We start from the raw sequence: 25,217 nt of genomic DNA on the forward strand, positions 1-25,217 counted from the left end.
GTTTAATCGAGAAGAGGTTTGCGTGGCAAAAGCGAGTGATTTAAAAAGAGGCATGGTGGTTGAAATAAACGGCATACCGCATGCGGTTAAGCAGGTCGATGCGAAAAGTCCATCGTCCCGTGGAGCGTCAACTTTGTACAAGATTCGTTTTACCAATCTTAAGACCGGTCAAAAATTGGATGAGTCCTTAAAAGGGGATGATTTCTTTAAGGATGCCGATCTGGTGCGGGCCAAGGTGCAGTTTTCTTATATAGATGGGGATAATTATATCTTCATGGATATGGAAGATTATACCCAGTACACCTTGAGTAGTGCGGATCTGGAAGGCCAAATCGACTATTTGACCGAAGGCTTGGAGGGTATAGTGGCCTTGTTGATAGACGATGGTGTGCTGGGTATTGAATTGCCCAGTTCCGTGGTGTTGGCGATAGTGGAGACGGCTCCGGCCATTAAGGGGGCGACGGCGTCAGGGCGTACCAAAACGGCCAGACTGACCACCGGATTGGAGGTTCAGGTGCCCGAATATCTGGAGCCTGAGGAATTGATTAAGATTAATACCGACAGCGGAAAATTCATGTCACGCGCTTAACCGTCATGTCTAATCGTTTAAGCGTTGCTCAAGGTGAATTTGAACTCAACCGGTTGCCAAAACGGCCGCGAGAGTTGCTGCGCGCCTGGGATGCGGCAGACGAATATCTGCTTAACACGCTGGCAGAAGAACTGAATCTGCCTGCTGCTGCACGGGTTTTGATCGTGAATGATGGTTTTGGCGCGTTGGCTGTGGCGTTGAATGCTTTCCGACCTGATGCGATATCGGATTCCTATTTGTCTCAGCAGGCAACGCGGCTTAATTTGGCCGCAAATAACTTGCCTGAGCACAGCGTCAGCTTGCAAAATAGTCTTGAGCCGTTGGAGGGTGCCTTTGATCTGGTATTGATTAAGGTACCGAAGACGCTGGCATTATTGGAAGACCAGTTGATACGCTTGCATCCGCATTTAACACCATCAACCCAGATCATTGTAGCGGGCATGATCAAAACCCTGCCGCCTTCGGTTTGGAAGTTACTGGAGCGTTTGGTTGGACCGACGACGACCTCGCTGGCAAGAAAGAAGGCGCGGCTGATTTTTACATCCCTTGATACCGGGCTGATTGTGCCGCCTAGTCCCTATCCGGTCAGTTACCGGCTTGAAAACACCGATTACCTGATTAGTAACCACGCCAACGTGTTTTCGCGAGACAGTCTCGATATAGGGACGCGCTTTTTTCTTCAGCATCTCCCTTCTCGGCAGGATGCCTGCGACATTATCGATTTGGGCTGCGGTAACGGCTTGGTTGGTTTAATCGCCGCCGAACGCAATCCAGAGGCGACCCTGTGCTTTGTCGACGAGTCTTTTATGGCTGTGGCATCGGCCAGGGACAATTTTTATCGTGTATTTAAAGAGCAGCGCGCGGCGATTTTTTGCGTTGGTGATGGCTTGATGGAACGTGAGTCCGAGTCGGCCGACCTGATTCTTTGTAATCCGCCGTTTCATCAGCAAAATACGGTAGGCGATCAGATTGCTGTCAGCTTATTTAAACAGTCGCGCAGGGTATTGCGTAAAGGCGGCGAATTATGGGTGATCGGCAATCGGCATCTGGATTATCACAGCTACCTTAATCGTCTTTTTGGGACGCACTCGATCGTTGCATCCCATTCGAAATTCATTATCGTGAAAGCGGTGTTGATGGGGTAACTTGCAGAACCGGCGCAAAATTTAGGCAAAAAAAACTCCCGGTGCTAATACAAGCACCGGGAGAAAGGTCAAACAGGAGAGAGTCTGTTTGAGGTAGGATACCAGGAGGTAGTAAAAAACTTAGTTGTGCGATCTGCGACTCAACAACATATTGCTGAGTAGGGCGGCCGCTCCAAACATAATCGTTGAAACAATGAATTCGCCGGAAATAAAGCCTAAAATACCAACGGCAAACATGAGTCCTATTAGAATATCTCTTTGAAGATCGGTCATTTTAAAGCTCCTTTGCTATGTTGTGGGAACGAATTAAACAGCTTGGAATACACTATACATGCGCGCTTATTGGTTGACAATGCCTGTAATTATTGATTAATAGTTTCTTGGTTATATATAATTGGTTTTTAGACGCGGTTTATTTCATTGCTAAATACGGGAGAAGCTAGCCTGAAGTGCCTTAACTGAGGGAAGTGCCAGGATTGAAGCTGGTTCTATGGCGAGTGATCTTGCTATAGGCTTTAAATTGCATTGCCTTGCAGTCGCTGGCTTTGGATAATAGCAATCATGACCTCCTGTTTTCAGCTGAAAACAACCCAAACGAGTTAATTAAGCTTTGTGATGACAAAGCGCGAGACGAGGATATGCAAAAAGAATACCAGTTAAGTCCGGGGAATCCTTACCCTTCGGGCTCCAGAGCTAAAAACAAGGGTGTCAATTTCTCCATTTTTAGTCGCTATGCGACGCATGTGGAACTGTTGCTTTTTGATACATCAGACTGCGATGAACCCTTTCAAACCATCGTGTTGCAGGAAGACATTCACCGAACTTTTTTTTCCTGGCACGTTTATGTGGCCGGATTACCGGCGGGCACATGGTATGCCTGGCGCATGGACGGGCCTAATCAAGTCCGTGAATCGGGATTGCATTTTGATAAAGACAAGCAATTGATCGACCCTTGGGCGCGGGCCGTCAGTGATAAGCGTTGGAGTCGCAAGTCGGCGTGTATGCCGGGTGACAATAAACTTACCGCCATGCGTTGCGTTGTCACTGACGATCGTTATGATTGGGAAGGCGATGTGCCGCTACGCATTCGCAGTGAAAGGGCTATTGTTTACGAACTGCATGTAGGCGGTTTTACGCGACATCCCTCTTCAAAAGTGGATCATCCGGGTACTTTTTCCGGGTTGATTGAAAAAATTCCTTATCTGAAAGCACTCGGCATTACTCACGTTGAACTATTGCCGGTGATGGCTTTTGATGAACAGGATGTTCCTAAGAACACGGCCGATATGGGGCTGAAAAATTACTGGGGTTACAGTACCCACAGTTTTTTTAGTCCGCATCCAGGTTACTGTGTCACCCCGGAGCAGGGAACTCATGTACAGGAGTTTCGCGATCTGGTCAAAGCGCTGCACCAGGCCGGCATCGGCGTTATTATGGATGTGGTGTTTAACCATACCGCAGAGGCGGGTGCCGATGGCCCGATCATAAATTTCAGGGGCATAGGCGATGATATTTTTTATCATCATGATGCGAATAATAAGAGCATTCTTTATGATTATACCGGCTGCGGCAACACGGTAAACGCCAATCATCCCCTGGTGGCCAACTTTATTATTAAGTGTCTGGAATATTGGGTCAGGGAAATGCATGTCGATGGTTTTCGCTTTGATCTGGCCAGCGCTTTAGCCCGAGGGGAGGGGGGTAAAGTTCTGCATGATCCGCCTTTGCTGTGGGGTATTGAGCTTTCAGCGCGGCTGGCCAAAACCAAATTGATTGCCGAAGCCTGGGATGCGGCAGGTCTGTATCAGGTCGGCAGTTTTCCCGGTTATCGCTGGGCTGAATGGAACGGTAGATACCGGGACGTGATCCGGCGCTTTGTACGCGGCGATAATGGCTTGATCAACGAGCTTGCAACCCGCCTTTGCGGCAGTAACGATTTGTATGAACACAAGGGCCGACTGCCTATTAACAGCATTAACTTTGTCACCTGTCACGACGGCTTCACCTTGTACGATTTGTTCAGTTACAACGAAAAACATAATGAGGCTAACGGCGAAAATAATCAGGACGGCTGTAATAATAATTTAAGTTTTAATTACGGCATTGAGGGCGAAACCGAAGATGCAAGTATTTTGGCATTGCGCAGAAAACAGGCGAAAAATGTTTTTGCTATGTTGCTACTCAGCCATGGAGTTCCGATGCTACTGGCGGGCAACGAGTTATTACATAGCCAGGGCGGAAATAATAATTGTTACTGCCAGGATAATGAATTGTCCTGGATAGACTGGAATATGGCGGAGAAAAATGCCGATATGCTGCGCTTTGTTCAACTGATGATAGCGTTGCGCAAAAGACATCCGGCCATCATGCGGCGGCGTTTTTTGACCGGTAAACCTGTTAATGGCCGGGGCATAGCCGAAATTCAATGGCATGGCACCGAACTTAACAAGCCGTTATGGGATGATCCGGAAGCCAGGGTTCTGGCTTTTACCCTGGCAGGTGTAGAAAGTAACGAACCCGACCTGCATGTAGTGATGAATATGTCAGATCAACAAGTGACCATTGAGTTGCCGGTCATTGCCGTTCGCCTATGGTGTCTGTCTTTGGATACATCGTTGCAGGCACCGCAGGATATTGTGGGCTCGCAACAGCAGAAGCCAGTGCGCGAAAATTGCTATCAGGTAAATACCCGGGCTGTCGTGGTCTTTGAAAATCGCATTGTTGAATAGGGTGTAATTGGCGGGTAAGAGGCTCCTTTGACGAGCCTCTTTATGTCTTCAGTTTTACCGCAGTAACAGCAACGGCTTTTGGGTATGCATCAGCATCTTGGTCGTGAAACTGCCCAGCAGCAGGTCATGAATGCGGGTGTGACTGAATGCCCCCATCACGATCATATCAATAGCGTATTTGTCCTGATATTCACAAAGCGCTTGGTCGGGCTTGCCGGGTAATTTTTTGGTGATCACTTCAATGCCGCCGGCCTTTGTCAGTTTTCTGGCAGCCGCCTCAAGCAATTGTCCCGTCGCTGTATCGTCTTTGCTGACGTAGACCAGATGGCAGGTCAGGCCTTTATAGAGCGGACTGGCAGCGACCATTTCTACCGCTTTTTCTGCCGCCTTGCTGCCGTCATAGGCGATCATGATGCGTTGCGGTGCTTTGAACTGGTCGTTGACTACCAGAACAGGCTTATGCAATGAGCGAATGATAGACTCAAGTTTTGCGCCTATCTTGTCAGGCTGGTTTTCGTGAACTTTTCCGCGCACACCGATGACCAGGACCCGGATGCTGGCTTCAAGTTCTATCAGCGACTCAACCAGACTGCCATGGCGCTGATTGGTGATAGGATCCGCGATACCTGCTTGGATCGCACGCTCTTTTGCCGCCTGTAATATCAATTTTCCTCGCTGTAATAGTAACTTGCTGCGCTGCTGTTCGACGGAGACAAGCTCTTCGAGTAAAGATTCCTGACTGCCCAAGCCGATATTGCCGGACAAGTCGGATATGACAGCGGTCTCATGGTGATGATCGATGCTATGCAGCAGTTTTAGCGGCGCATCGACCCGTTGCGCTATCCAGGCGGCGTAATCGCAGACGGCTTCTGTCAATGACGAACCGTCAATACACGCCAGTACCAAATTTGTAGTAGTGTTCATTAGTGACCTCCCATGATTTTTTCAATTTCTTCCGGTTTATCGTGTATGCCGAAACGATCGACAATCGTCGCGCTGGCTTCGTTTAAACCGATTAATTCCACCTCGGCGCCTTCTCTCCGGAACTTTATCACGACTTTATCCAACGCGGTTACCGAGGATATATCCCAGAAATGCGCACGATGTAAATTGATTACCACCTTTTCTACCGCTTCTTTAAAGTCAAAGGCAACGGCAAGTTTGTCTGCCGAGTTAAAGAAGACTTGCCCTACTACCTGATAGATTCGGGTATTCGTTGCCTCGTCAAATTTGGATTCCACAACCATAAAATGACCGATTTTATTGGCGAAGAACAGTGATGCCAGCAACACCCCGGTCAATACACCAAACGCCAGATTGTGTGTCCAGACAACGACAATCACAGTCGTTACCATGACGACATTAGTGGATAACGGATGCTCTTTCAGTTTGACGATAGAATTCCAGCTAAAGGTACCGATCGAGACCATGATCATCACCGCCACCAATGCAGCCATCGGAATTTTAGACAGCCACTCGCCCAGAAATACCACCATGATCAGCAGGAACACACCCGCGCATAGCGTAGATAAACGTCCACGGCCACCGGATTTTATATTGATAATCGACTGTCCGATCATCGCGCAACCCGCCATGCCACCCAGAAGACCAGAGCCGATATTGGCCAGGCCCTGGCCTTTGCATTCGCGATTTTTATCGCTGGTCGTATCGGTCAGATCATCGACGATGGTGGCGGTCATTAACGATTCCAGCATACCCACCACGGCCAGTCCGGCCGAATAAGGAAAAATGATCTGCAAGGTTTCGACGGTCAACGGCACTTCGGGCCAGAGGAATATCGGCAGCGTGTCGGGCAACTCGCCCATGTCGCCGACGGTGCGGATGTCCAGATTCAAATAGATGGCAATACCGGTCAAAGCCACAATACAAACCAGCGGCGAGGGCAGGGATTTGCCGATAAAGGGAATGTACGGAAACAGATAAATAATCGCCAGTCCGCCCGCCGTCATCGCATAGACATGCCAGGTGACGTGAGTCAGTTCAGGCACTTGCGCCATAAAGATCAATATCGCCAGCGCATTGACAAAACCTGTGACCACCGAGCGGGAAACAAAGCTCATCAAACTGCCGAGTCTGAGGTAACCGGAAATGATTTGTAACACACCGGTTAATACGGTTGCCACTAATAAATATTGTAGCCCGTGATCCTTGACCAAAGTCACCATCAGTAACGCCATGGCTCCGGTAGCCGCCGAAATCATGCCCGGCCTTCCGCCGACAATAGCCGTTATCACCGCAATACAGAAGGACGCATAAAGCCCGACTTTGGGGTCGACACCGGCAATAATGGAAAAGGCAATAGCTTCGGGAATCAGGGCAAGGGCAACGACCAGACCGGCCAGTAAATCGCCACGGATGTTGCCGAACCAGTCCTGTTTTTTTGATAAAAAGAGCATGTCAATCCTATAAATTTAAAAAAGGCTATGTCAGAACATAGCTAAGGAGCAAAAAGTTATCCAGGTGATGAAAGCGAATACTAAGGCGGCATTGTTTGAGCGGTTTTTACAGTCATTGATCATCCTTTAGAGAAAAATCCAAAATAGAAGACAGAAAAGTCCGATCAGATAAGCGATGATTAATTTCCATTTACGCCCAATCGGCAACGTTCGCCAATAGAAGGATTGATGCTTGGTATATCGTAACCAGGCAGCTCGGCTATTTCTTCGTCAGCAGCGATATAAACGCGGCAATACTTTGTGTAGTGGATATAGCCCGAACACCATTAAAATCATATTAATGATGAATATTTCGCTTTCGTGGTGAGTCGTGTACAACGTGTATTCCTGAATTTCTTCAACGAATCCTTCGATAACCTCGAAAAGCAGATGCATTCATTCAAAAACAAAATGCAGTGTTCCGAGTATTCAATCGAGATTGATCATCAGACAAGGTAATATTAATCAATAAAATCACGAACCGTTTGCCGACTCGGATCAGCATTTGCCGGTCGGTTTCATTAGCATGTCCGCAGCACAATCCGCCGTCAGTCAGCTTCATGAAAAAACGGATTATCCGGTTAGGTTTATGCAAACTTTTCAATATCCAATTTCATTAATCAGATAGTTTCGCTCATGCTGGTTTTAATGCGCTCCAGCAGCGCGGTCATCTGTTCTTGTTCTTGTGGTGTTAAGGTTTTAAGCACCTCCGCTTCCACTGCATCGGCGATTTCCCAGAGTTCCTGCATGACGGCGTGCGCCTTGGGCATGAGTTCCAGACGATAAGCGCGCCGGTCCTCACTGTCCTTATTACGTCGAACCAGTCCCGCCACTTCCAGCAAGTCGATCTGCCTTACCAGCGTAATCGGTTTGATTTCGAGGATGTCGGCCAGATCAATTTGGCGGCAGTTTTCGTTGTTGGACAGATGTACCAAAGCTCGCCATTGGGCATGAGTCAAGCCGATATTTTCCGCTTTCTTGTTAAAGCGCTGACGAATGATGTGGCTGATTTCGTAACTTAAAAAACCGAATTTAGAATGCATAAGAAAAATATAATAAGCAAAAGGTATAGTATCAATATTTTTGCATTTATCCTAATCAGAAGAATGCTGCAAGCTGGATTCACCGTTAGGGCAATCCTCCGATGCTAGATCACAATCACCTGAATCAATTTTTTCACCCAAGGTTATCAATCAGTCCTTGGTGATAATAATCGGCAAAATCCCGGAAAAACGGGCAGTACTCAGGCGCGCCAAAATTATGCGTGACTGTCGCCAATTGTATGCAGGTCAGAATGAACGGCCGGGCTGCCCAATACTTAGCTATCTGGCCGGTGCGTCGCTCCCACTCGATGGTCTTAACTGTCCCGGTTTAAGTCAGAAGCCGTGAATCCGCAATAACATGCGATAACCTACCCGTCAAAAAACGCAGCGATTATACTGTGCTAATTTCACGCCAAAAGCCCAAAAAGCACCCAAGAAACCAAACCGGTAGAATGTCAGACCAAATTCACAGGGGGAATTATTATTTATGAGTACGCGCACACGTATAGAGACATTCCGGCACACGTTGTATCAGATTATTTATCAGGCCAATACCCCGGCGGGGAAGGGCTTCGATATTGCGCTGATGATCTTAATTCTGATCAGTGTTTTAACAATTACCTTGGACAGTGTCGCCGACATTAGCCAGCGGTATGGGGAGCAACTGGCTACTGCAGAATGGGTATTCACGACTTTATTCACTGTCGAGTATATCCTTCGTATTTTCTGCATACACAGGCCAATCAAATACATCATCAGTTTCTACGGCCTCATCGATTTATTGGCTATCGTTCCTTCCTATCTCGGTATTTTTATATCCGATTCACATTACCTCCAAGTCATCCGCATCCTGAGAGTTTTACGGATATTTCGGGTATTGAAGCTGGTCCGTTTTATCAATCAGTCCAATCTGCTAATCAACGCCTTGATGGCCAGTCGGCTCAAAATCACTATATTTATGTTCACTATTTCCACGCTGTTGGTGATTTTCGGGTCGGCCATGTATTTGATCGAAGGTCCGGAACATGGCTTTGCCAACATACCGGTAAGCATTTACTGGGCGGTGGTGACCTTGACCACGGTGGGTTTTGGCGACATCACGCCTCAAACCGATCTGGGGCGTGCCATCTCGGCAGTGGTTATGATAAGCGGTTACACTATCATCGCGGTGCCCACCGGTATATTCACGGCGGAATTATCCCAGGAAATGAAGCGGCAGAATACTCGTGTTGACGAAAGGGTTTGTTCGAAATGCCGAAAAATCGGGCATGAAATGGAAGCAAACTATTGTCGTATTTGTGGAACGGAGTTACCCCGGTTGGCCGGAGAAAAATCAGGCTAGTATGGGTATTTTCTGCGGTTGTTTGGTGTCTATGCGTTGTGTATGATTTATTTGTGTTTGCTCCTTTCGTTTTGCCAGCAATAACTGCCATTTTCTACCTTTTAGCGGATTTTTCAGTTGGTTATTAGGTTTTTGCAATTGCCGCAAGAGGAAACGCCAAGGGCCTATGTGACCGATGTCCAATACGAAAATGACTTTCAGACCGATGCCGTTACCCATGTAACCGGCGCATTGCCAGCGCATCGCCTTAACCAAAAAAAATCAATTGATCCGCGAAAACCAAAAGTAAACGCCTCCTAAGCTGTGCAACACCGCTAATTGTGGGGCTCATACAGTACTAGACCCTGTGGAATTTACTCCGTATACTTAAATGCGCTTAACTTCCAAGATAGTCTATAAAAATATAGACTAATAATGCATTAAGCGTATGGAAGAATTTTAGTATAGGGTAATCGTAACGTTTAAGGCTGATGATGACGTTTTTGCATTCAGAGTACAATTTCAACGTGAATCTGTCGGCGAAAGACATGCTTGAAATCAGTCAGGAAATTAGTCGGGATTTTACGCCGTGTTTTTCAAACCCGGTGCCGGAACTTGACGGAAAAATCAGGCTTTCGCCCAGGGAACTATTGGATATTGGCGAGGAAATCGGTCGGAATTTTGCACCGAAACCGTTCGGCAACACTCCCGAATTGATGCTTGTGCCGGTCGATCCCGGACACCTTTATGCCTATTGGAACCTGGGAAAGGATCGGGATATTTCTATGGCTGATAATGAGCAAATCACCTTACGAATTTATTCGCAATCCAACGACGAAGAAGAGGCAGCCGCCGAGACGGTATCATGGTTCGACGTCGCCATCGATAATCCGATGACTCAACAGCAAATGTCTTTACCTTGTCCGGTTAATGAAACGGCTTATTCAGCCGCCATAGGCAAATGTGGTGCAGATGACGGTTTTATCGCTATTGCCCATTCGAACATTATTCATGCCCCGCTTGGACGAACGGCCTGGTATCAAGATCATCAAGACTTCAGCTGTTGCCAAGGCAAAAATGCCTCAGGCCTAGGCATCAACAAACAAGCATGACAACAAGCTTACCGCGTTCCGGGCAAGGTTTCCTGAGCATTATTCTGCACGCGCATCTTCCCTATGTGCGCCATCCTGAACATGACAGTTTTTTTGAGGAAAACTGGCTGTTCGAAGCCATGACCGAATGCTATCTGCCGCTGATCGCTGTACTCGACCGTTTACACGCGGATAACGTCGATTACCGGCTGACGCTGTCGTTGTCGCCGACGCTGATATCTATGTTGCGCGACGACTTGTTGCAAACGCGCTATCTGAGCTATTTGCACAGTCGACTGGAACTGGCTGAAAAGGAAATTATCAGAACCCGCAAGCAGACTGAGTATCAAAAATTAGCGCGACTCTATCGCCGCTTTTATCTAAACGCGTTAAGCACTTATCAAGATCGCTATCAAGGCGATTTATTGGCGGCTTTTAAAAAACACCAAAGCACCGGTAAGCTTGAGCTGATCACGACAGCCGCGACTCACGGTTTTTTGCCGTTGCTTAATGTCAGCGAAACCGCAGTCCGCAACCAAATCCATACCGGTATCGCAACGTTTAAAGCGGCAACGGGCAGCGCTCCAAGCGGTTTTTGGCTGCCTGAATGCGGCTATTATCCCGGCCTTGAGACGGTGCTGGCCGATGCGGGTATCGCGTATTTTTTTGTCGATAGCCACGGTATTATGGATGCCAGTTCGCCACCTCGTCATGGCGTTTATGCGCCGATAGCCTGCGGCAATGGTGTTGCGGCATTTGCGCGCGATCCCGAATCATCGCAGCAGGTCTGGAGTTCTAATGAAGGCTATCCGGGGGATTTCGATTACCGCGAATACTATAGCGATATCGGTTTTGAGCGGGAGTTGGATTATATTGCGCCTTATATTCTCGATGGAAAAACCCGTATCAACACAGGCATTAAATACCATCGCGTGACCGGCGATAATCTGCCTAAGGAAATTTATAATCCGAGACGGGCATTAGCAAAAGCGCGCGAACATGCCCAGGATTTTGTCGATAAACGTCAGCGTCAAATCGATCGGCTTGGCGCTACGATGGACGATGGTCGGCAACCGATTATAGTTGCGCCTTACGATGCAGAACTGTTTGGTCATTGGTGGTTCGAAGGGACGCATTGGCTGGAATGGGTGCTGAGATTGGCAAGTGAAAGCACCGGCGGCGTTCAACTAAGCAGTTGCGGAGATTATTTAAAGCAGCAGCCGTCACCGCAGGTAGCTACACCCGCCGCATCAAGCTGGGGCGATCAAGGCTATTCCAGTTACTGGATTAATGAAACCAATGCCTGGATTTATCCCTTGCTGCACAAGGCCGAATTAGAGATGGAAAAACTGGCGTACGATGTTCAGGGCTTAACGCTGACTCCGATACAGACGCGGGCCTTGAATCAGGCCGCCAGATCGATTTTGCTGGCGCAAGCTTCCGATTGGCCGTTTATCATGAAATCGGGGACGACCATCGACTATGCGAATAAACGCGTTACCGATCATCTGGCCAGATTTAACTATTTACATGACTGTTTTCGCAAGAATAGGCTCAATGAACGTTATTTGACGGCGCTGGAGATCATGGATAATGTTTTTCCGGACATTGATTTTCGGGATTACAATCCTTCAAATGTAAGGGTGGGTTTTAAACCTGCCCGGTCTTAAGCTGCTGCGTCGTTCCCTTGCTATGACGTCACTACCAAATAGTTATCGTTGAATGCCGTGGGTGCGAATTTATTCGCGCCCACAATCTATAAATTTTTAACTTAATGGTAGTGAATCCTCTATCTTTCCTTCTGACCTGAGTTTCAGGATAGCAATAACGGAGACAATGGATGACCAAAATCCAACTGCTGTATGTTGAAAATGTGATTACCCGTAAAAAAACCGACGTTCAGCAGACGCTGAATTTTTTTATGCGGGTGGAAAATGTCAGTTACGATAAACGGATCGATGTACTCTGGTCGGGTGAAGACGGCATATGGCAAACCCTGCCTGCCAGTTTTCACAGCAAGCTGGAACATGATCAGGAATACTGGCAGGTCCAAATCCATATCAAACTCAGTCCGGCTCATTCGCTACCCGGCAATATCCGGTTCGGATTGCGCTATCAGAGTTCGGCGGGCGAGTATTGGGATAACCGGCAGGGCGCAAATTATTCCAGTCAAGCTGATTCAGGTATCAAGATAATTTGCCCGGCGCCGGTTTTAAACATCGGCTTTACGACCCAACTGGATGACGGACAAAAAAACATTCCGATCACGGTGGCGGTGGATAAATTCAACGATGCCGACAAAGTAACCCTACACTGGACGACCGATAACTGGCGGCATAGCCATAAAACCGCCTGTCATTTTAAAAGAAACTACTGGGATAAAGAGGCACTCAGCAATGCCAGAAACCCCAATCAGTACGGTGTTGCAATCTGGAAAGGCTGGCTTAGGATAGGTCAGGCTTTTCGCGTGCAATACAGCATCTCCGTTGAACGCAACGGCCATGTTTTTTGGGACAATAACTACGGCAAAAACTACTCGCTTAGCCATGAGCCGTTGAAGGTGTTGATTCTTAACCTGCATTGTTATCAGGAAGATAATCAGGATCATAAGTTTTCTCAAATAGCCAAGGCGATTAACGAACTGAATGTTGACGTTGTCTGTCTACAGGAAGTGGCTGAGCTTTGGAATGACGGGGCAGGGGACTGGGAGTCCAATTCTGCCAAAATCATTAATGATCGCTTGGCTGCGCCCTATCATATCCATACCGACTGGGCGCACCTGGGCTTTGACAAGTACCGCGAAGGCGTTGCCATTTTAAGCAAATTTCCGCTGCTCAAACAGGACGCCAAGTATGTGTCGGACAGCGATGATGTCCACAGCATTCACTCCCGAAAAGTGGTCATGGCTCAAGTCAAGGTGCCTTATATCGGGCGGGTTAATGTTTTTTCGGCGCATTTAAGCTGGTGGGAAGACGGGTTTGCCGAGCAGTTTAATCGACTGTGCGAGTGGGCCAAGGCTAAACAGACGGCGCAGGTTTGTGCCACGCTGCTGTGCGGCGATTTTAATATTGCCGCCGGATCAAAAGGCTATCATCTGGTGGTCGATGCCCACCAATATGACGACCAGTATTTGGCGGCCAATTCGCAGGGCGTGTTTGAAAAGATCTTCAGAGTTAACGATCCGCACTGGCAAAATTATCTGAGCGATGATTATCGTATCGATTATATATTTTTGAATAAAACCAGCGAGCTGCAGGTCACGTCGGCGACGGTTTTGTTTACCGAGCAGGATTATGGCCGGGTTTCCGATCATTGCGGTTATTTGATGACCTTTGAGCCTAAGGTGTAGCCTGCCTCCAGTCACACTTTCACGTTTTATATATGTAAATATTACCGACGGCGCTGAAAACCCCGTCCGGCATGAGGTAGATGCCAATACCTTTACCATGGAGATAAACCTATGCAGATAGCAGAACATTACGCCGCACCCACTCATGGAAATCTGGGCGGCTCTTTTCAAAGAGTTAACGACTTCAGCGACAAATTCTATATCCGCTGGGGAAAAATAGATTTCGATGTGTTTTATGGCGTTCAGGCCAATGTAAAAGTTATCCTAAAAGTCTATCGCGATGCGGTCTGCGAAACCTATATAGTCGATACCGACGCCTATGATATTCACTGGGATCGTCACAAGCGCTGTACGCGGGATTTTTATATCCATCCGTTTTCCAACAACTTCGGTCAGATTAATTGCATTAAATTCGCCTTTATTGTGCATCTGGACGAGCATTCCATTGCCTCCCGGAACGAATATATCTTTATGGACTGGCAGCAGCTTCAGGGAGACCATCCGCAGTATCGAAAAATTACCGGGGATTGGTCCACGGCCAACAGCTATCGAACTTACGAGCTGAATGCCGGTGAATTGCAGAGCGATGTGGATTGGTATAACCATCATTTTGACGCCTTGCAGCTGGTGCCCAAATTCACCAAAGGACAGCAGCATCATCCTTATCATCCCAAACGTTATATTCACGACCTGATCGACAAGGTTATCTGCTGTAAGCACCAGAATCCTGAGCGCTTATGCACGATAAAAGTCAGCGTGGATTGCATCGACGACCATGATTTCACCACCCATTTGCTAGCCGCCAGCGAGCAGGGGGTTTTGGTTCAGTGCATCGTGGATTGGCGAAAAATGACCCTGACCAACAGCCAAAACTATGCGCGTTTGAAACGTTCCCGGATTGAATTGATCGGCGTTTTTTGCAGTCCCAAACATCACTTGATCGAAGTGGAGCCGGATATGCACACCAAATTCATTATTTTTAATGATGAGGACAGCATATTGGGTTCATTCAATATCACCTTCGATCGCTGGTGGGCCAATTGGGAATCGGGGATGACCTTTCATTCCAAAGGCGTCTGCCGTCTGCTGGACAATATCTTTCAAAGCCAGCGGGGCGGCGTCAATCAAAAATACGGCATCGACCCGTTAAGCCATTTCAACCTGCTCTATACCTTCGGTCGGCACGTTATGCTGAACGGCAAGCCCTACCTTCCGCATCATGCGATATTGGCCGAAATTAACCGCGCCAGACATTCGATAAAAGTGTCATTATTCATGATCGGCGATTTGCTCGGTGATCATCACGATAGTGTGGTCAATGCGCTGATCAATGCCAAGAACCGGGGCGTTCATGTCCACATCCTGCTTAACGGGCACTTGGCGAGGCAGGGTCGTATCGGAGTGGAACGGCCGATGTCGGAAGAACTGAACCGCCCGTTATTGCCGACTGTCGACCGATTAAAGCATGCTGGTATTGCGGTAGGTCTGGTTTACGGGCAGGACGACCATCCGGTGCCTTATTCCCCGATACATTCCAAGTATTGCATTATTGACGATTACATCGTCATTGAAGGCAGTTTCAACTGGTACAACACCTCGGTTTTTTCCCATGATCTGCTGGTTGTAGCCGCCAATTACGAAGTGGCGCAGCCTTATCTGTATGAGTTTGAACAAATACAGCAGTCGTTCAGGGTGTATTATTGAACGCATCAACTATTTTGCATGCTGTTTCAATAACGCGTAGGTTTTAGCTATTGCCTAATTCAATGGCACTACTCTGAATCGTGGGCACCCTCAATTTATAGACAACGTCAATACTCTTTCCCATTAAAATTTAAAGTGTTATATGAATAATGTTTTTCTAATCAGTGTGGCGATGTTATTAGTCGCACTCAATGGTTTTTTTGTAGCCGCAGAGTTTGGTCTCGTCAAACTGCGACAAACGCGCATCCGCTCGATTGTTAAAACACAAGGTTGGCGCGGACGTATTTTGGGGAAGGTACACGCAAAACTTGATGCCTATTTATCGGCCTGCCAGTTGGGCATTACCCTTGCTTCGCTCGGCCTGGGCTGGATTGGCGAGCCTGCATTTGCCAGCCTGCTGGAACCTGTGTTCGGCAGAATCGGTGTTACATCGCCAGAGCTGATACACGGCATCTCATTCGCTTTCGCTTTTTCGATGATCTCGTTTCTGCACATCGTAGTCGGTGAGCTTGCGCCAAAGTCGATGGCGATTCGTAATCCTGAAAAGATCGGCTTATGGAGCGCCGCGCCGCTCTACGGATTCTATTGGCTGATGTATCCTGCGATCTGGTTACTCAATTCCAGTGCCAATTTGGTATTGCGCCTGTTTGGTTTGGGTAATGTTCATGGCCACGATGCGCACTATTCGGCCGACGAACTTAAACTTATTTTGCGCAGCAACTGTCCTGACGACCGCTTTACCCCCGATGAATGGAATATTCTGGCGAAAACGCTCGATTTCAGCGAACTCGAAGTGTCCGACTTGATGCGTCCGATCCATGAGATCACTGCATTGCATCGTAACGAGTCATTGCAAAAAAACCTGCAAACCGTATCTCAAAAACGCTTCAGTCGTTATCCCTATTTCGACACTAATGGCGTTGATGTGTTAGGCGTGATTCATTTGAAAGATCTGTTTTTCGCTCAGCAAGAAGGCAAAGCGATTGAGGATTTGAATAATTATCTGCGGCCAATTCAATATATCTCGCCGCACGCCTCCGCACTGGAATTATTCCGTCATTTCCGCATGGGGGCATCACATTTTGCGATCATTGGACAAAAAGGGCAAAAGCCGCAAGGCTTCATTACGCTGGATAATTTGTTAAGTGCGATGGTCGGTGAGATACGCGATGAATTTCGTCAAAACAACAATGACTGGACAAGGCTCGATGACGACACTTTGATCGGCAAGGGCAGTTTGCCGATATTCTCGTTGGAACGGATTCTGGGCATGGACATCGAGAACGAAGAACTTGAATTGGAAGATGAGGTCTCGATTGGCGGCCTCATCATGGCCAAACTGCGTGATATTCCAGTAGAAGGTCAGAAAATTGAATTCAACCAATTCGATGTCGTGGTCAGAAAAATGAATGGGTCACGCATTGTCTTTGTCCAGATTTACCCCAATGAAATTATTGATCTGGGGCATCAATAGGAATGCTGGCGGCGATGGGGTCGGCTATCGTATTTATCCAGCCGTACCAATAGGGCGGGAGCCCATGTCATCACCGTTGGGTTATTCATAAGCCTCAATCTTCAAAAGCTGCTCTACACTGACTATTTTATAGTCATTTTCTTTTGCAAAATCAAGCGTTTGTTTTAATACCTGGATGGTTTTATCCGAAGTGTCGTGAAACAGAATGATAGCGCCCGGTTTTATTTGTGTTTGTACGCGCCGGGTTATGGTTTGTGCGCTGTCGGCCGTTGTATCTAACGAGCGGATATTCCAGCCGATGATGCTGTAGTCCAAACCATTTGAGGCTTTGGCAAGATTGGGTGTGGTGACTCCATAGGGTGGCCGGAATAATTTCATCCGTTTGCCTATGACGTTAAAGACGCTCTCTGCTGTCTGGTTTAGTTCATCCTTAAAGCCTTGCAAGTTTTTAAAATCCACAAAAAAAGAATGCGTGTAGCTGTGGTTGCCAATACTGTGGCCGTCCACATCTATTTGCTTTAAAATGCTTTCATTGCCCTGAATGTTTTTCCCGATCACAAAAAAGGTTGCCGGTGCATTGTGTTGGGCTAATATTGAGAGCACCTGTGGGGTGTATTCCCGGTTTGGACCATCGTCAAACGACAGCGCAATTTCTTTTTCTGCAATATCCGCATAACAATAAGCTTGGGCGTGGAAGTTGGATTGAATGATTGCCGAGCCGTAAATGAGTAATGCCAGATAAACTGTGCTTGGCAATACCAGCCACCCTAGGCTGAGTCCAAAAAATGCGTGCAACAAACCGATAACGCTGATGGTGATGAGGAAACTGTTGCGGGTTGATTTAAATGTCATTTGCTATGGTTGCTGGCGAGTGGGTAGGATGGGTAGAACAACGCGACTTGTAAAGCACGAACTGAAACCCATCGCATGGGTGATTCGTTATGATGGGTTTACCATACCGTTACAGATGACTGTACAAGGTCATGTATTGTTTGGCGCTTTTGCTCCAAGAGTAGTCTTTTTGCATGCCATTGGTTTGTAGCTGTTTCCAGGTTTTAGGGTGGCTGTATAAGATAAGCGAGCGTTTAATGGCTTCCATCAACGCACCGGGGCTTGCTTCATTGAAAACAAGACCCGTTGCAGTGTTATTTTTCAGCGTTTCCGGGACGGTATCGACGACGGTATCGGCCAGTCCGCCGGTTTTTCTGACAACGGGGATGGTGCCGTAGCGTTGACTGTAAATCTGGTTTAAGCCGCAGGGTTCAAAGCGTGATGGCATCAGGAAAATATCTGCACCCGCTTCAATCAGATGTGCCAGTGTTTCGTCATAACCAATGGTAATCGATATTTTATCGGGGTGGCTTTCGGCAAAATTATGCAAGCGCTGTTCAAAACCTTTATTACCGCTGCCGAGCAGTACAAATTGCAGTGGGTGGGTCAGCATCTCGGGGAGGCATTCCAGTATCAGGTCGATGCCTTTTTGTTCTACCAAACGGCTGATAATCCCGATCAGGGGAATGTTTTTGTCAACGGGCAGGGATAATTGTTCCTGCAGCGCTGCTTTATTAAACAGTTTTTTGTTTAGCGTTAAGCGATTAAACGTTTGGGGGATGTTGGTGTCGGTTTCCGGATTCCATTGGTCGGTATCTATGCCATTGATAATACCGCTCAGAAAATGTTTTCGGTGATTTAACAGGCCTTCCAGACCATAGCCAAACTCGGCGGTTTGAATTTCCTTGGCATAGGTCGGGCTTACGGTGATGATGCGATCGGAATAGATCAGGCCTCCTTTAAGAAATGACAGCATGTCATGAAATTCTATACCGTTCGGATTCCAAAGTTGGCCGGGCAAATTCAACGAGAGGTAAGTCGCGCTTGGGAATAATCCCTGATAAGCCATGTTATGTATGGTGAAAACGATAGCGGGGCGGCTGTATTCGAGGGATAGCAGCGCAGGTACCAGTCCGCTTTGCCAGTCGTTGCAGTGGACGATGTCGGGTTTCCAATCCAGATAGCTGCGGTTCATCGCAACTTCTACGGTGACACGGCAAAATAGGGCAAAACGTTCAGCGCTGTTCGCCCAAGGCTTGCCGTGTTCATCAACATAGGGGTTGCCGGGGAAATTAAAGTGCTGCGGAGAATCCACCAGCCACACGATGACATCAGTACCCGGAAGCCGGGTTTCCAGAATATTCACCGCATAATTATTCACATAGACGGTGCTGAGGTAGCGAACTTCTTCAGTCGTTTTGATGTCCTGATAATTGGGTATGATAATGCGCACATCTTCACCTAATTCCACCAACGCCTTGGGCAGACTGCCGGATACATCGGCTAGGCCTCCGGTTTTAATCAGGGGGTGGGCTTCACTAGTGACAAAAAGTATTTTTTTCATTGTGTGGGTTTTTATCAAAGGGTAATTACTTGGCAGATGTTAGATTTGTCATGGAATACGGACGATATTTTCAAGGCTAAAGGCTAAAGGCTAAAGGCTAAAGGCTAAAAATTGAAAAAAATCTTAAACATCAATGCAAGCTTTTTTTTCGCCCTTCGCCCTTCGCCCTTCGCCCTTCGCCTTTCACCTTTTACCTAAAACCTATAATTTCAAAATCACGGCTCCCAACGGCGGCAAGGTAAGGCTGATAGAATGTGGCAGATTCATCCACGCGGTCGGTTCTGACAAGGCTGCGCCATTGCCTACATTACTGCCGCTGTAATATCCGGAATCAGAATTGAATATTTCGGTATAAGTACCCGCCGCAGGCACACCGATCCGGTATTGCTCACGAGCTACCGGGGTAAAGTTGAGCACGATGATCAAATCTTCATGCTCGGTTTTACGACGATAACTGATGATGGATTGTTGTGAATCATGGCAATCAATCCAGTCAAATCCCTGATAATCGAAATCATGCTGATATAGCGCCGGGTGTTTTTTATAAAGATGATTCAGGTCTTTTACCAGCGCTTGCAGGCCTTGGTGATGCGGGTACTCCAGAACATACCAGTCCAAGGCCTTGTTGAAATTCCATTCGGTGCCTTGCCCGAATTCACAGCCCATGAACAGCAGCTTTTTACCGGGATAAGTGTACATGAAGGTGTACAGCAGACGAAGATTGGCAAAGCGCTGCCATTCATCCCCCGGCATACCGTTGAGCAGCGAGCCTTTGCCATGTACGATTTCATCGTGGGAAAAGGGTAGGCAGAAGTTTTCGGTAAAGGCATAGAGCATCCCGAAAGTAAGCTGGTCATGATGATATTTGCGGTGTATCGGCTCCTGACGCATATAAGACAGTATGTCATGCATCCAACCCATGTTCCATTTCATCGAAAAACCTAAGCCGCCGGTCCAGGTTGGGCGGGTAACTTGTGGCCAGGAGGTAGATTCTTCAGCCATCATCACCGTGCCGGGATGCTGGTCATGGGTGACGGTATTGAGATCCCTCAGAAAATCTATCGCTTCCAGGTTCTCGTTACCGCCATACATATTGGGAATCCAGTCATTCTGCTCGCGGGAATAATCCAAGTAAAGCATTGAGGCCACGGCATCGACCCGCAAGCCGTCAAGATGGAATTCCTCCAGCCAGAAAATGGCGCTGGACAGTAAAAAGTTTTTAACCTCATTGCGGCCAAAGTTATAAATTAAGGTGCCCCAGTCGCGGTGTTCACCCTTGCGCGGGTCTTCGTGTTCATACAGCGCGCTACCGTCAAAACGGGCCAGAGCAAAGCTGTCTTTGGGGAAATGCGCGGGCACCCAATCCAGAATAACGCCGATACTGTTTTGATGGCAGGTGTCGATAAAATAGCGAAAATCGTCCGGTGTGCCGTGACGGCTGGTCGGGGCAAAATAGCCGGTGGTTTGATAACCCCAGGAGGCATCCAGCGGATGCTCGGTCACCGGCAATAATTCAATATGGGTAAAGCCCATTTCCTTGACATAGTCGACCAGTTGTACAGCCAATTCACGATAATTGAGAAAATTGCCCAGATTGTCGCGTCGCCAGGAACCTAAGTGAACCTCGTAGATAGACATAGGCTCATGCAGCCAATTGTGGCGGACACGTTGATCCATCCATGGCTGATCCTGCCAAACATAGCTTTTTTCCTGGATCACAATGGACGAGGTATTGGGACGGAACTCAAACTGCTGACCGTATGGATCTGTTTTTAACAAGATCTCGTTGGTATTGCGGTTTAAGATCTCAAATTTATAGTAACAACCGGCTTGCAAATCCGGCATGAACAGTTCCCATATGCCGCTACCACCCAGGCTGCGCATGGGATTGCAACGCCCGTCCCAGTTATTGAAATCACCCACCACGCTGACTCGTCCGGCATTAGGCGCCCAGACCGCAAACAAAACCCCATCAAGACCATCGGCTCTATGCAGATGTCCGCCCAGTTTTTGGTAAATATGCCAATGCTTACCTTCGCCGAATAAATGCTGATCAAATTCCGGCAATTGGCTGCCGAAATCATACGGGTCATAGTTTTCGTGACCGTAGCCAGACTTATCGGTCCAGGACAAGCGATAATGCGCGGGCAATTGCTCATCTTCTTTGGCGTTATATTCAAAAAAGTCGGTATCGGGCACCCGGTTTAAAGCAGCGCCGTTATGACTAAAGCACACTGTTTCTGCGTAAGGCAGATACACCTTAACCTGAACGTGATTATTCTTGATATGGCGGCCCAAAACTGAAAAAGGATCATGATGTCTGGCTTCTGTGATTTTTATCATATCTGCGTCAAGTGCGACGTTAGATTGTTTTTGCATATTGCCGGGGAGTACTTCTGAGGAAGGGATCACATCTGCGTCAAGTGCGACGTTAGATTGTTTTTGCATATTGCCGGGCAGAACGTCTGAAGAAGGGATCACATCTGAGTCAAGTGCATTGCTAGCTTGTTTTTGCACGATGACATTTTTAGATTGCTTTTTCACTATGAATAGCCTCGGAGTAGTGGAATAATGGTTGCGGTCAATATTACCAAACACATCAAGAGTTGTCAGTCTATTCCACATGGAGATGAAAAATGTCAGCATCAAGTAATCAAAAACATGATCATAATATCGGTCATTTAACCCGTAATACTATTGCATTAATACTGGCTGGCGGTCGCGGTTCACGATTAGTGAATATGACCGATTGGCGCGCCAAGCCGGCGGTACCTTTTGGCGGCAAGTTCCGGATCATCGATTTTCCGCTGTCGAACTGTATGAATTCCGGTATACGCAAGATAGGTGTTTTGACCCAGTACAAGTCGGATTCACTGATCCGTCATATTCAGCAGGGCTGGGGATTTTTGCGTGGTGAATTTGGTGAATATGTCGACTTGATGCCTGCTCAACAACGGCACGATGAGAATTCCTGGTATCAAGGAACCGCCGATGCCGTTTTTCAGAATATCGATATTCTGCGCAGTCGCCATCCTGAACACATTTTGGTGCTGGCCGGAGATCATATTTATAAAATGGATTACGGCGCGATGCTTGCCGATCATGTTGAAAAAAATGCCGATTTAACGATAGGCTGTATTGAAGTCTCGCTGCAAGATGCAACGGCCTTTGGCGTTATGGATGTCGATGAAAATCGGCGGGTCAGGGCTTTTGTGGAAAAACCTGAAAATCCTCCGTTGATGCCGGGCAGAACGGATACAGCGTTGGCGTCGATGGGGATTTATATTTTTAATGCCGATTTTCTGTTTGAACAATTACTAAAAGATGCGGACACTAAAGGCTCAACCCGTGATTTCGGTAGAGATATTATTCCTGCCGTTATCGATAAATATCTAGCCAATGCGTATCCCTTTTTGGATTTGCAAAGCGGGGAACAAAGTTACTGGCGCGATGTAGGTACCATCGATGCCTACTGGTCTGCCAATATGGAATTGATTGGCGTAAAACCGGATTTAAATTTATATGATAAGACTTGGCCTATATGGACCTATCAGGAGCAAACGCCACCGGCCAAATTTGTTTTTGATAGCGACAAAAGACGAGGCCAGGCTGTGGACTCTATGGTTTCAGGAGGGTGTGTAATTTCCGGAGCAAAAGTCAGGCATTCACTGTTATTTTCAAATGTCCGCGTCAATTCGTATACGACCTTGCAAGATACCATTGTTTTGCCTGAAGTTAATATCGGTCGCCATTGTCGTATTACTAGGGCGATTATAGAAAAAGGCTGTGAAATTCCGGAAGGCACGATTATCGGTGAGGATAGGGCGGAAGATGAAAGAAAATTTCATGTGAGCCCCGGCGGAGTTGTTTTGGTTACGACCGATATGCTGGGACAAAATAGACACTATGTCAGATAAAAGTGGTGAAGTTCTATAAGGAATTATTGCCGGTGGAAATGGAAAATAAAACACTATGCCAGATAAAACCAAGTTGAAATTAGTCTTGTGCTGGCATATGCATCAGCCGGAATATAGGGATTTACAGACAGGGGAATTTAAGCTGCCGTGGACATATCTGCATGTTATTAAAGACTATGTAGATATGGTGGCGCATTTGGAAGCCGTGCCGAATGCCAAGGCGGTCGTTAATTTTGCACCTATCCTGCTGGAGCAAATTGAGGAATATGCTCGGCAAGTCAACGGCTATCTGCATGACCGCATTTCGATTACCGATCCCTTGTTAGCGGCACTGGTTGATCCCAGTATTCCGGCAGATCCTGAAGAGCGGATGAAACTGGTTAAAGACTGCATGCGAGCGAACCGGGACAGGCAAATAAATCGCTATCCGACTTTTCAGAGATTGATTGAAATGGCCGATTGGCTTGAGCATCATTATGATTCGTTAAATTATGTCAATTCTCAATTTATCAGCGATATTCTAGCCTGGTATCATCTGATCTGGATGGGGGAAACCCTGAAGTTGACGGATAGCCGGGTGAAACGTCTGCTAGAGAAAGGCTCCGGTTACACGTTGCACGACAGGATCGAAATTGTAGAAGTCATTGCCGAGCAACTGACCGGTGTTATCTGCCGATATAAGGCATTGGCCAGAAAAGGGCAGCTCAAGCTTTCTGTATCGCCTTATGCTCATCCGATCATGCCGCTGTTGCTGGACTTGAACTCCGCTCATGAGGCGATGCCGGAAGCGCCTTTGCCGGAGTTGTTGGATACCTATCCGGGCGGAGCCGAGCGAGTGCTGTGGCATCTTGAAAAGGGAGTGCAGACTTTTAAGCGATTGTTCGGCTTTCAACCTAAAGGATGCTGGCCATCAGAAGGCGGTATCAGCGAGCAGACCTTGAAAATATTAGGCGATTTCGGCTTTGACTGGGCGGCAAGCGGCGGTTCTGTGCTTGCCAATAGTTTACATCTTCCTGAAAATGCCAAACAATCAGGCATTCATCATCCTTTTAAGCTGGCCAAAACCGATATAACCTGTTTTTTTCGGGATGACGGTTTATCCGATCTTATCGGTTTTGAGTATTCAAAATGGCATGCCGATGATGCGGTCGGCGATTTGATCCACCATTTGGAAAATATTGCTGATCATGAGCGCGGCGACAAGGTGGTTTCAATTATCATGGATGGCGAAAATGCCTGGGAGTATTATCCAGATAATGGCTATCATTTTCTCCGGGCCTTGTATCAACGGCTGGACAGTCATCCAGGTATTGAATTAACGACCTTTTCGGAATGTTTGCAAAATAAGGTTGAGGTTAAACCGCTGGCAAAAATGGTTGCCGGCAGTTGGGTTTATGGTACTTTCTCAACCTGGATAGGCGATGCGGACAAAAATCGTGGCTGGGATATGCTGGGCGATGCTAAGTGGGCATTTGACAAGGTGATTTCGGCCGACAGATTAACGGATAAACAGGTGCAGCAGGCTGAATTTCAGCTGGCTGTTTGTGAAGGTTCTGATTGGTTCTGGTGGTTTGGCGATTATAATCCCGGAGAAGCGGTCAGTAACTTCGAGAAACAATTCCGGCTTAATTTGGCTAATTTGTATAGACTGCTGGGTGAGGAGTCGCCGGCTTATCTGGCGATGACATTTACTCAGGGTTCCGGTACTCCGGCTATGGGTGGCGCAATGCGTCCAAGTATCGAGCTACCTAGTGGATAGTTATTCACCTTCTATTACTCGATGTTCAAGTTTTTAAGCTTAGAAATACAGCCGGAAAACGGGTAAGCTAATCAGTGTAAACTGCCACGTATTTCAACACCATGTTGATGTACGAGCTGGCACACTTTATAAAATCGTTTGTCACTGATTTAGATGCAGCCCTGGGAAAGCTAAAGTCCAATGCCAGGCTGACGCACCTACAAAAGACTTGGCTAGGATTTTGTTTAACGGGGATGTTACTGACC

At 47.4% G+C, this 25,217-nt stretch carries 19 protein-coding genes; 11 read left to right on the plus strand and 8 right to left on the minus strand.

Translation table 11 applies throughout. The annotated features are described in order from the left end of the window. Positions 1-22: 22 nt before the first annotated feature. Together efpL and RW114_RS10780 are read left to right on the plus strand one after the other, a co-directional pair. The gene (efpL, locus tag RW114_RS10775) at positions 23-589 is read left to right on the plus strand and encodes an elongation factor P-like protein EfpL (RefSeq protein ID WP_340122754.1); all 567 of its coding nucleotides are present in this window, start codon (positions 23-25) and stop codon (positions 587-589) included. A gap of 5 nt (positions 590-594) precedes the next feature. Further along, positions 595-1,734, plus strand: a complete 1,140-nt coding sequence (locus tag RW114_RS10780; RefSeq protein ID WP_340122755.1) for a methyltransferase — start codon at positions 595-597, stop codon at positions 1,732-1,734. A 120-nt stretch (positions 1,735-1,854) separates the two neighbouring features. On the opposite strand, the gene RW114_RS10785 is transcribed toward RW114_RS10780, so the two are convergent. After that, positions 1,855-2,007: a hypothetical protein gene (locus RW114_RS10785; protein ID WP_340122756.1), complete on the minus strand. Its 153-nt coding sequence runs from the start codon at positions 2,005-2,007 to the stop codon at positions 1,855-1,857. A 365-nt stretch (positions 2,008-2,372) separates the two neighbouring features. On the opposite strand from RW114_RS10785, the gene glgX reads away from it, so the two are divergent. Beyond that, a complete protein-coding gene (glgX, locus tag RW114_RS10790; protein ID WP_340122757.1) occupies positions 2,373-4,463 on the plus strand; it encodes a glycogen debranching protein GlgX in 2,091 nt (696 codons plus the stop codon). 54 nt (positions 4,464-4,517) lie between these two features. Here the strand turns inward: glgX and RW114_RS10795 are convergent, their stop codons facing one another. The 3 genes from RW114_RS10795 to RW114_RS10805 form a co-directional block, all read right to left on the minus strand. Continuing rightward, positions 4,518-5,387: a universal stress protein gene (locus RW114_RS10795; protein ID WP_340122758.1), complete on the minus strand. Its 870-nt coding sequence runs from the start codon at positions 5,385-5,387 to the stop codon at positions 4,518-4,520. Next, positions 5,387-6,880 (minus strand): SulP family inorganic anion transporter, encoded by a 1,494-nt coding sequence (locus tag RW114_RS10800; protein WP_340122759.1) that lies wholly within the window; start codon positions 6,878-6,880, stop codon positions 5,387-5,389. The genes RW114_RS10795 and RW114_RS10800 overlap by 1 nt, the downstream gene beginning before the upstream one ends. Before the next feature lie 659 nt (positions 6,881-7,539). After that, on the minus strand, positions 7,540-7,962 hold the full coding sequence (locus RW114_RS10805; RefSeq protein ID WP_340122760.1) for a MarR family winged helix-turn-helix transcriptional regulator: 423 nt from the start codon (positions 7,960-7,962) through the stop codon (positions 7,540-7,542). Positions 7,963-8,449: 487 nt separating this feature from the next. On the opposite strand from RW114_RS10805, the gene RW114_RS10810 reads away from it, so the two are divergent. After that, positions 8,450-9,304 carry an ion transporter gene (locus RW114_RS10810; RefSeq protein WP_340122761.1) on the plus strand — a complete coding sequence of 285 codons (855 nt, stop codon included), beginning with the start codon at positions 8,450-8,452 and terminating at the stop codon, positions 9,302-9,304. Here the strand turns inward: RW114_RS10810 and RW114_RS10815 are convergent. Then, positions 9,296-9,547 carry a hypothetical protein gene (locus RW114_RS10815; RefSeq protein WP_340122762.1) on the minus strand — a complete coding sequence of 84 codons (252 nt, stop codon included), beginning with the start codon at positions 9,545-9,547 and terminating at the stop codon, positions 9,296-9,298. The two genes, RW114_RS10810 and RW114_RS10815, sit on opposite strands and share 9 nt — an antisense overlap. A 284-nt stretch (positions 9,548-9,831) precedes the next feature. Here RW114_RS10815 and RW114_RS10820 point away from each other — a divergent pair, with 284 nt between their 5' ends. From RW114_RS10820 to RW114_RS10840, 5 genes are all read left to right on the plus strand, one after another. Then, a complete protein-coding gene (locus RW114_RS10820) occupies positions 9,832-10,395 on the plus strand; it encodes a DUF4912 domain-containing protein (RefSeq protein ID WP_340122763.1) in 564 nt (187 codons plus the stop codon). Further along, positions 10,392-12,044: a glycoside hydrolase family 57 protein gene (locus tag RW114_RS10825; RefSeq protein ID WP_340122764.1), complete on the plus strand. Its 1,653-nt coding sequence runs from the start codon at positions 10,392-10,394 to the stop codon at positions 12,042-12,044. Before RW114_RS10820 ends, RW114_RS10825 begins: the two co-directional genes overlap by 4 nt. 170 nt (positions 12,045-12,214) lie before the next feature. Then, a complete protein-coding gene (locus RW114_RS10830) occupies positions 12,215-13,723 on the plus strand; it encodes an endonuclease/exonuclease/phosphatase family protein (RefSeq protein ID WP_340122765.1) in 1,509 nt (502 codons plus the stop codon). 111 nt (positions 13,724-13,834) lie between these two features. Then, positions 13,835-15,427 (plus strand): phospholipase D-like domain-containing protein, encoded by a 1,593-nt coding sequence (locus tag RW114_RS10835; RefSeq protein WP_340122766.1) that lies wholly within the window; start codon positions 13,835-13,837, stop codon positions 15,425-15,427. A 142-nt stretch (positions 15,428-15,569) separates the two neighbouring features. Next, positions 15,570-16,901 carry a hemolysin family protein gene (locus RW114_RS10840; RefSeq protein WP_340122767.1) on the plus strand — a complete coding sequence of 444 codons (1,332 nt, stop codon included), beginning with the start codon at positions 15,570-15,572 and terminating at the stop codon, positions 16,899-16,901. A gap of 81 nt (positions 16,902-16,982) precedes the next feature. Here the strand turns inward: RW114_RS10840 and RW114_RS10845 are convergent, their stop codons facing one another. From RW114_RS10845 to glgB, 3 genes are all read right to left on the minus strand, one after another. Further along, on the minus strand, positions 16,983-17,753 hold the full coding sequence (locus RW114_RS10845; protein WP_340122768.1) for a polysaccharide deacetylase family protein: 771 nt from the start codon (positions 17,751-17,753) through the stop codon (positions 16,983-16,985). Positions 17,754-17,862: 109 nt separating this feature from the next. Continuing rightward, positions 17,863-19,296 (minus strand): glycogen synthase GlgA, encoded by a 1,434-nt coding sequence (gene glgA / locus RW114_RS10850; RefSeq protein WP_340122769.1) that lies wholly within the window; start codon positions 19,294-19,296, stop codon positions 17,863-17,865. 201 nt (positions 19,297-19,497) lie between these two features. Further along, entirely contained in the window at positions 19,498-21,675 is a 2,178-nt protein-coding gene (glgB, locus tag RW114_RS10855; RefSeq protein WP_340122772.1) for a 1,4-alpha-glucan branching protein GlgB, read from the minus strand. Positions 21,676-21,932: 257 nt separating this feature from the next. On the opposite strand from glgB, the gene glgC reads away from it, so the two are divergent. Together glgC and RW114_RS10865 are read left to right on the plus strand one after the other, a co-directional pair. After that, positions 21,933-23,213: a glucose-1-phosphate adenylyltransferase gene (gene glgC / locus RW114_RS10860; protein ID WP_340122770.1), complete on the plus strand. Its 1,281-nt coding sequence runs from the start codon at positions 21,933-21,935 to the stop codon at positions 23,211-23,213. A gap of 55 nt (positions 23,214-23,268) precedes the next feature. Further along, the gene (locus RW114_RS10865) at positions 23,269-24,972 is read left to right on the plus strand and encodes a glycoside hydrolase family 57 protein (RefSeq protein WP_340122771.1); all 1,704 of its coding nucleotides are present in this window, start codon (positions 23,269-23,271) and stop codon (positions 24,970-24,972) included. The last annotated feature ends 245 nt before the right edge of the window (positions 24,973-25,217 follow it).

The organism is Methylobacter svalbardensis (genome assembly GCF_037671525.1).
In the GTDB taxonomy this organism is placed as follows: Bacteria; Pseudomonadota; Gammaproteobacteria; order Methylococcales; family Methylomonadaceae; genus Methylobacter_A; species Methylobacter_A svalbardensis.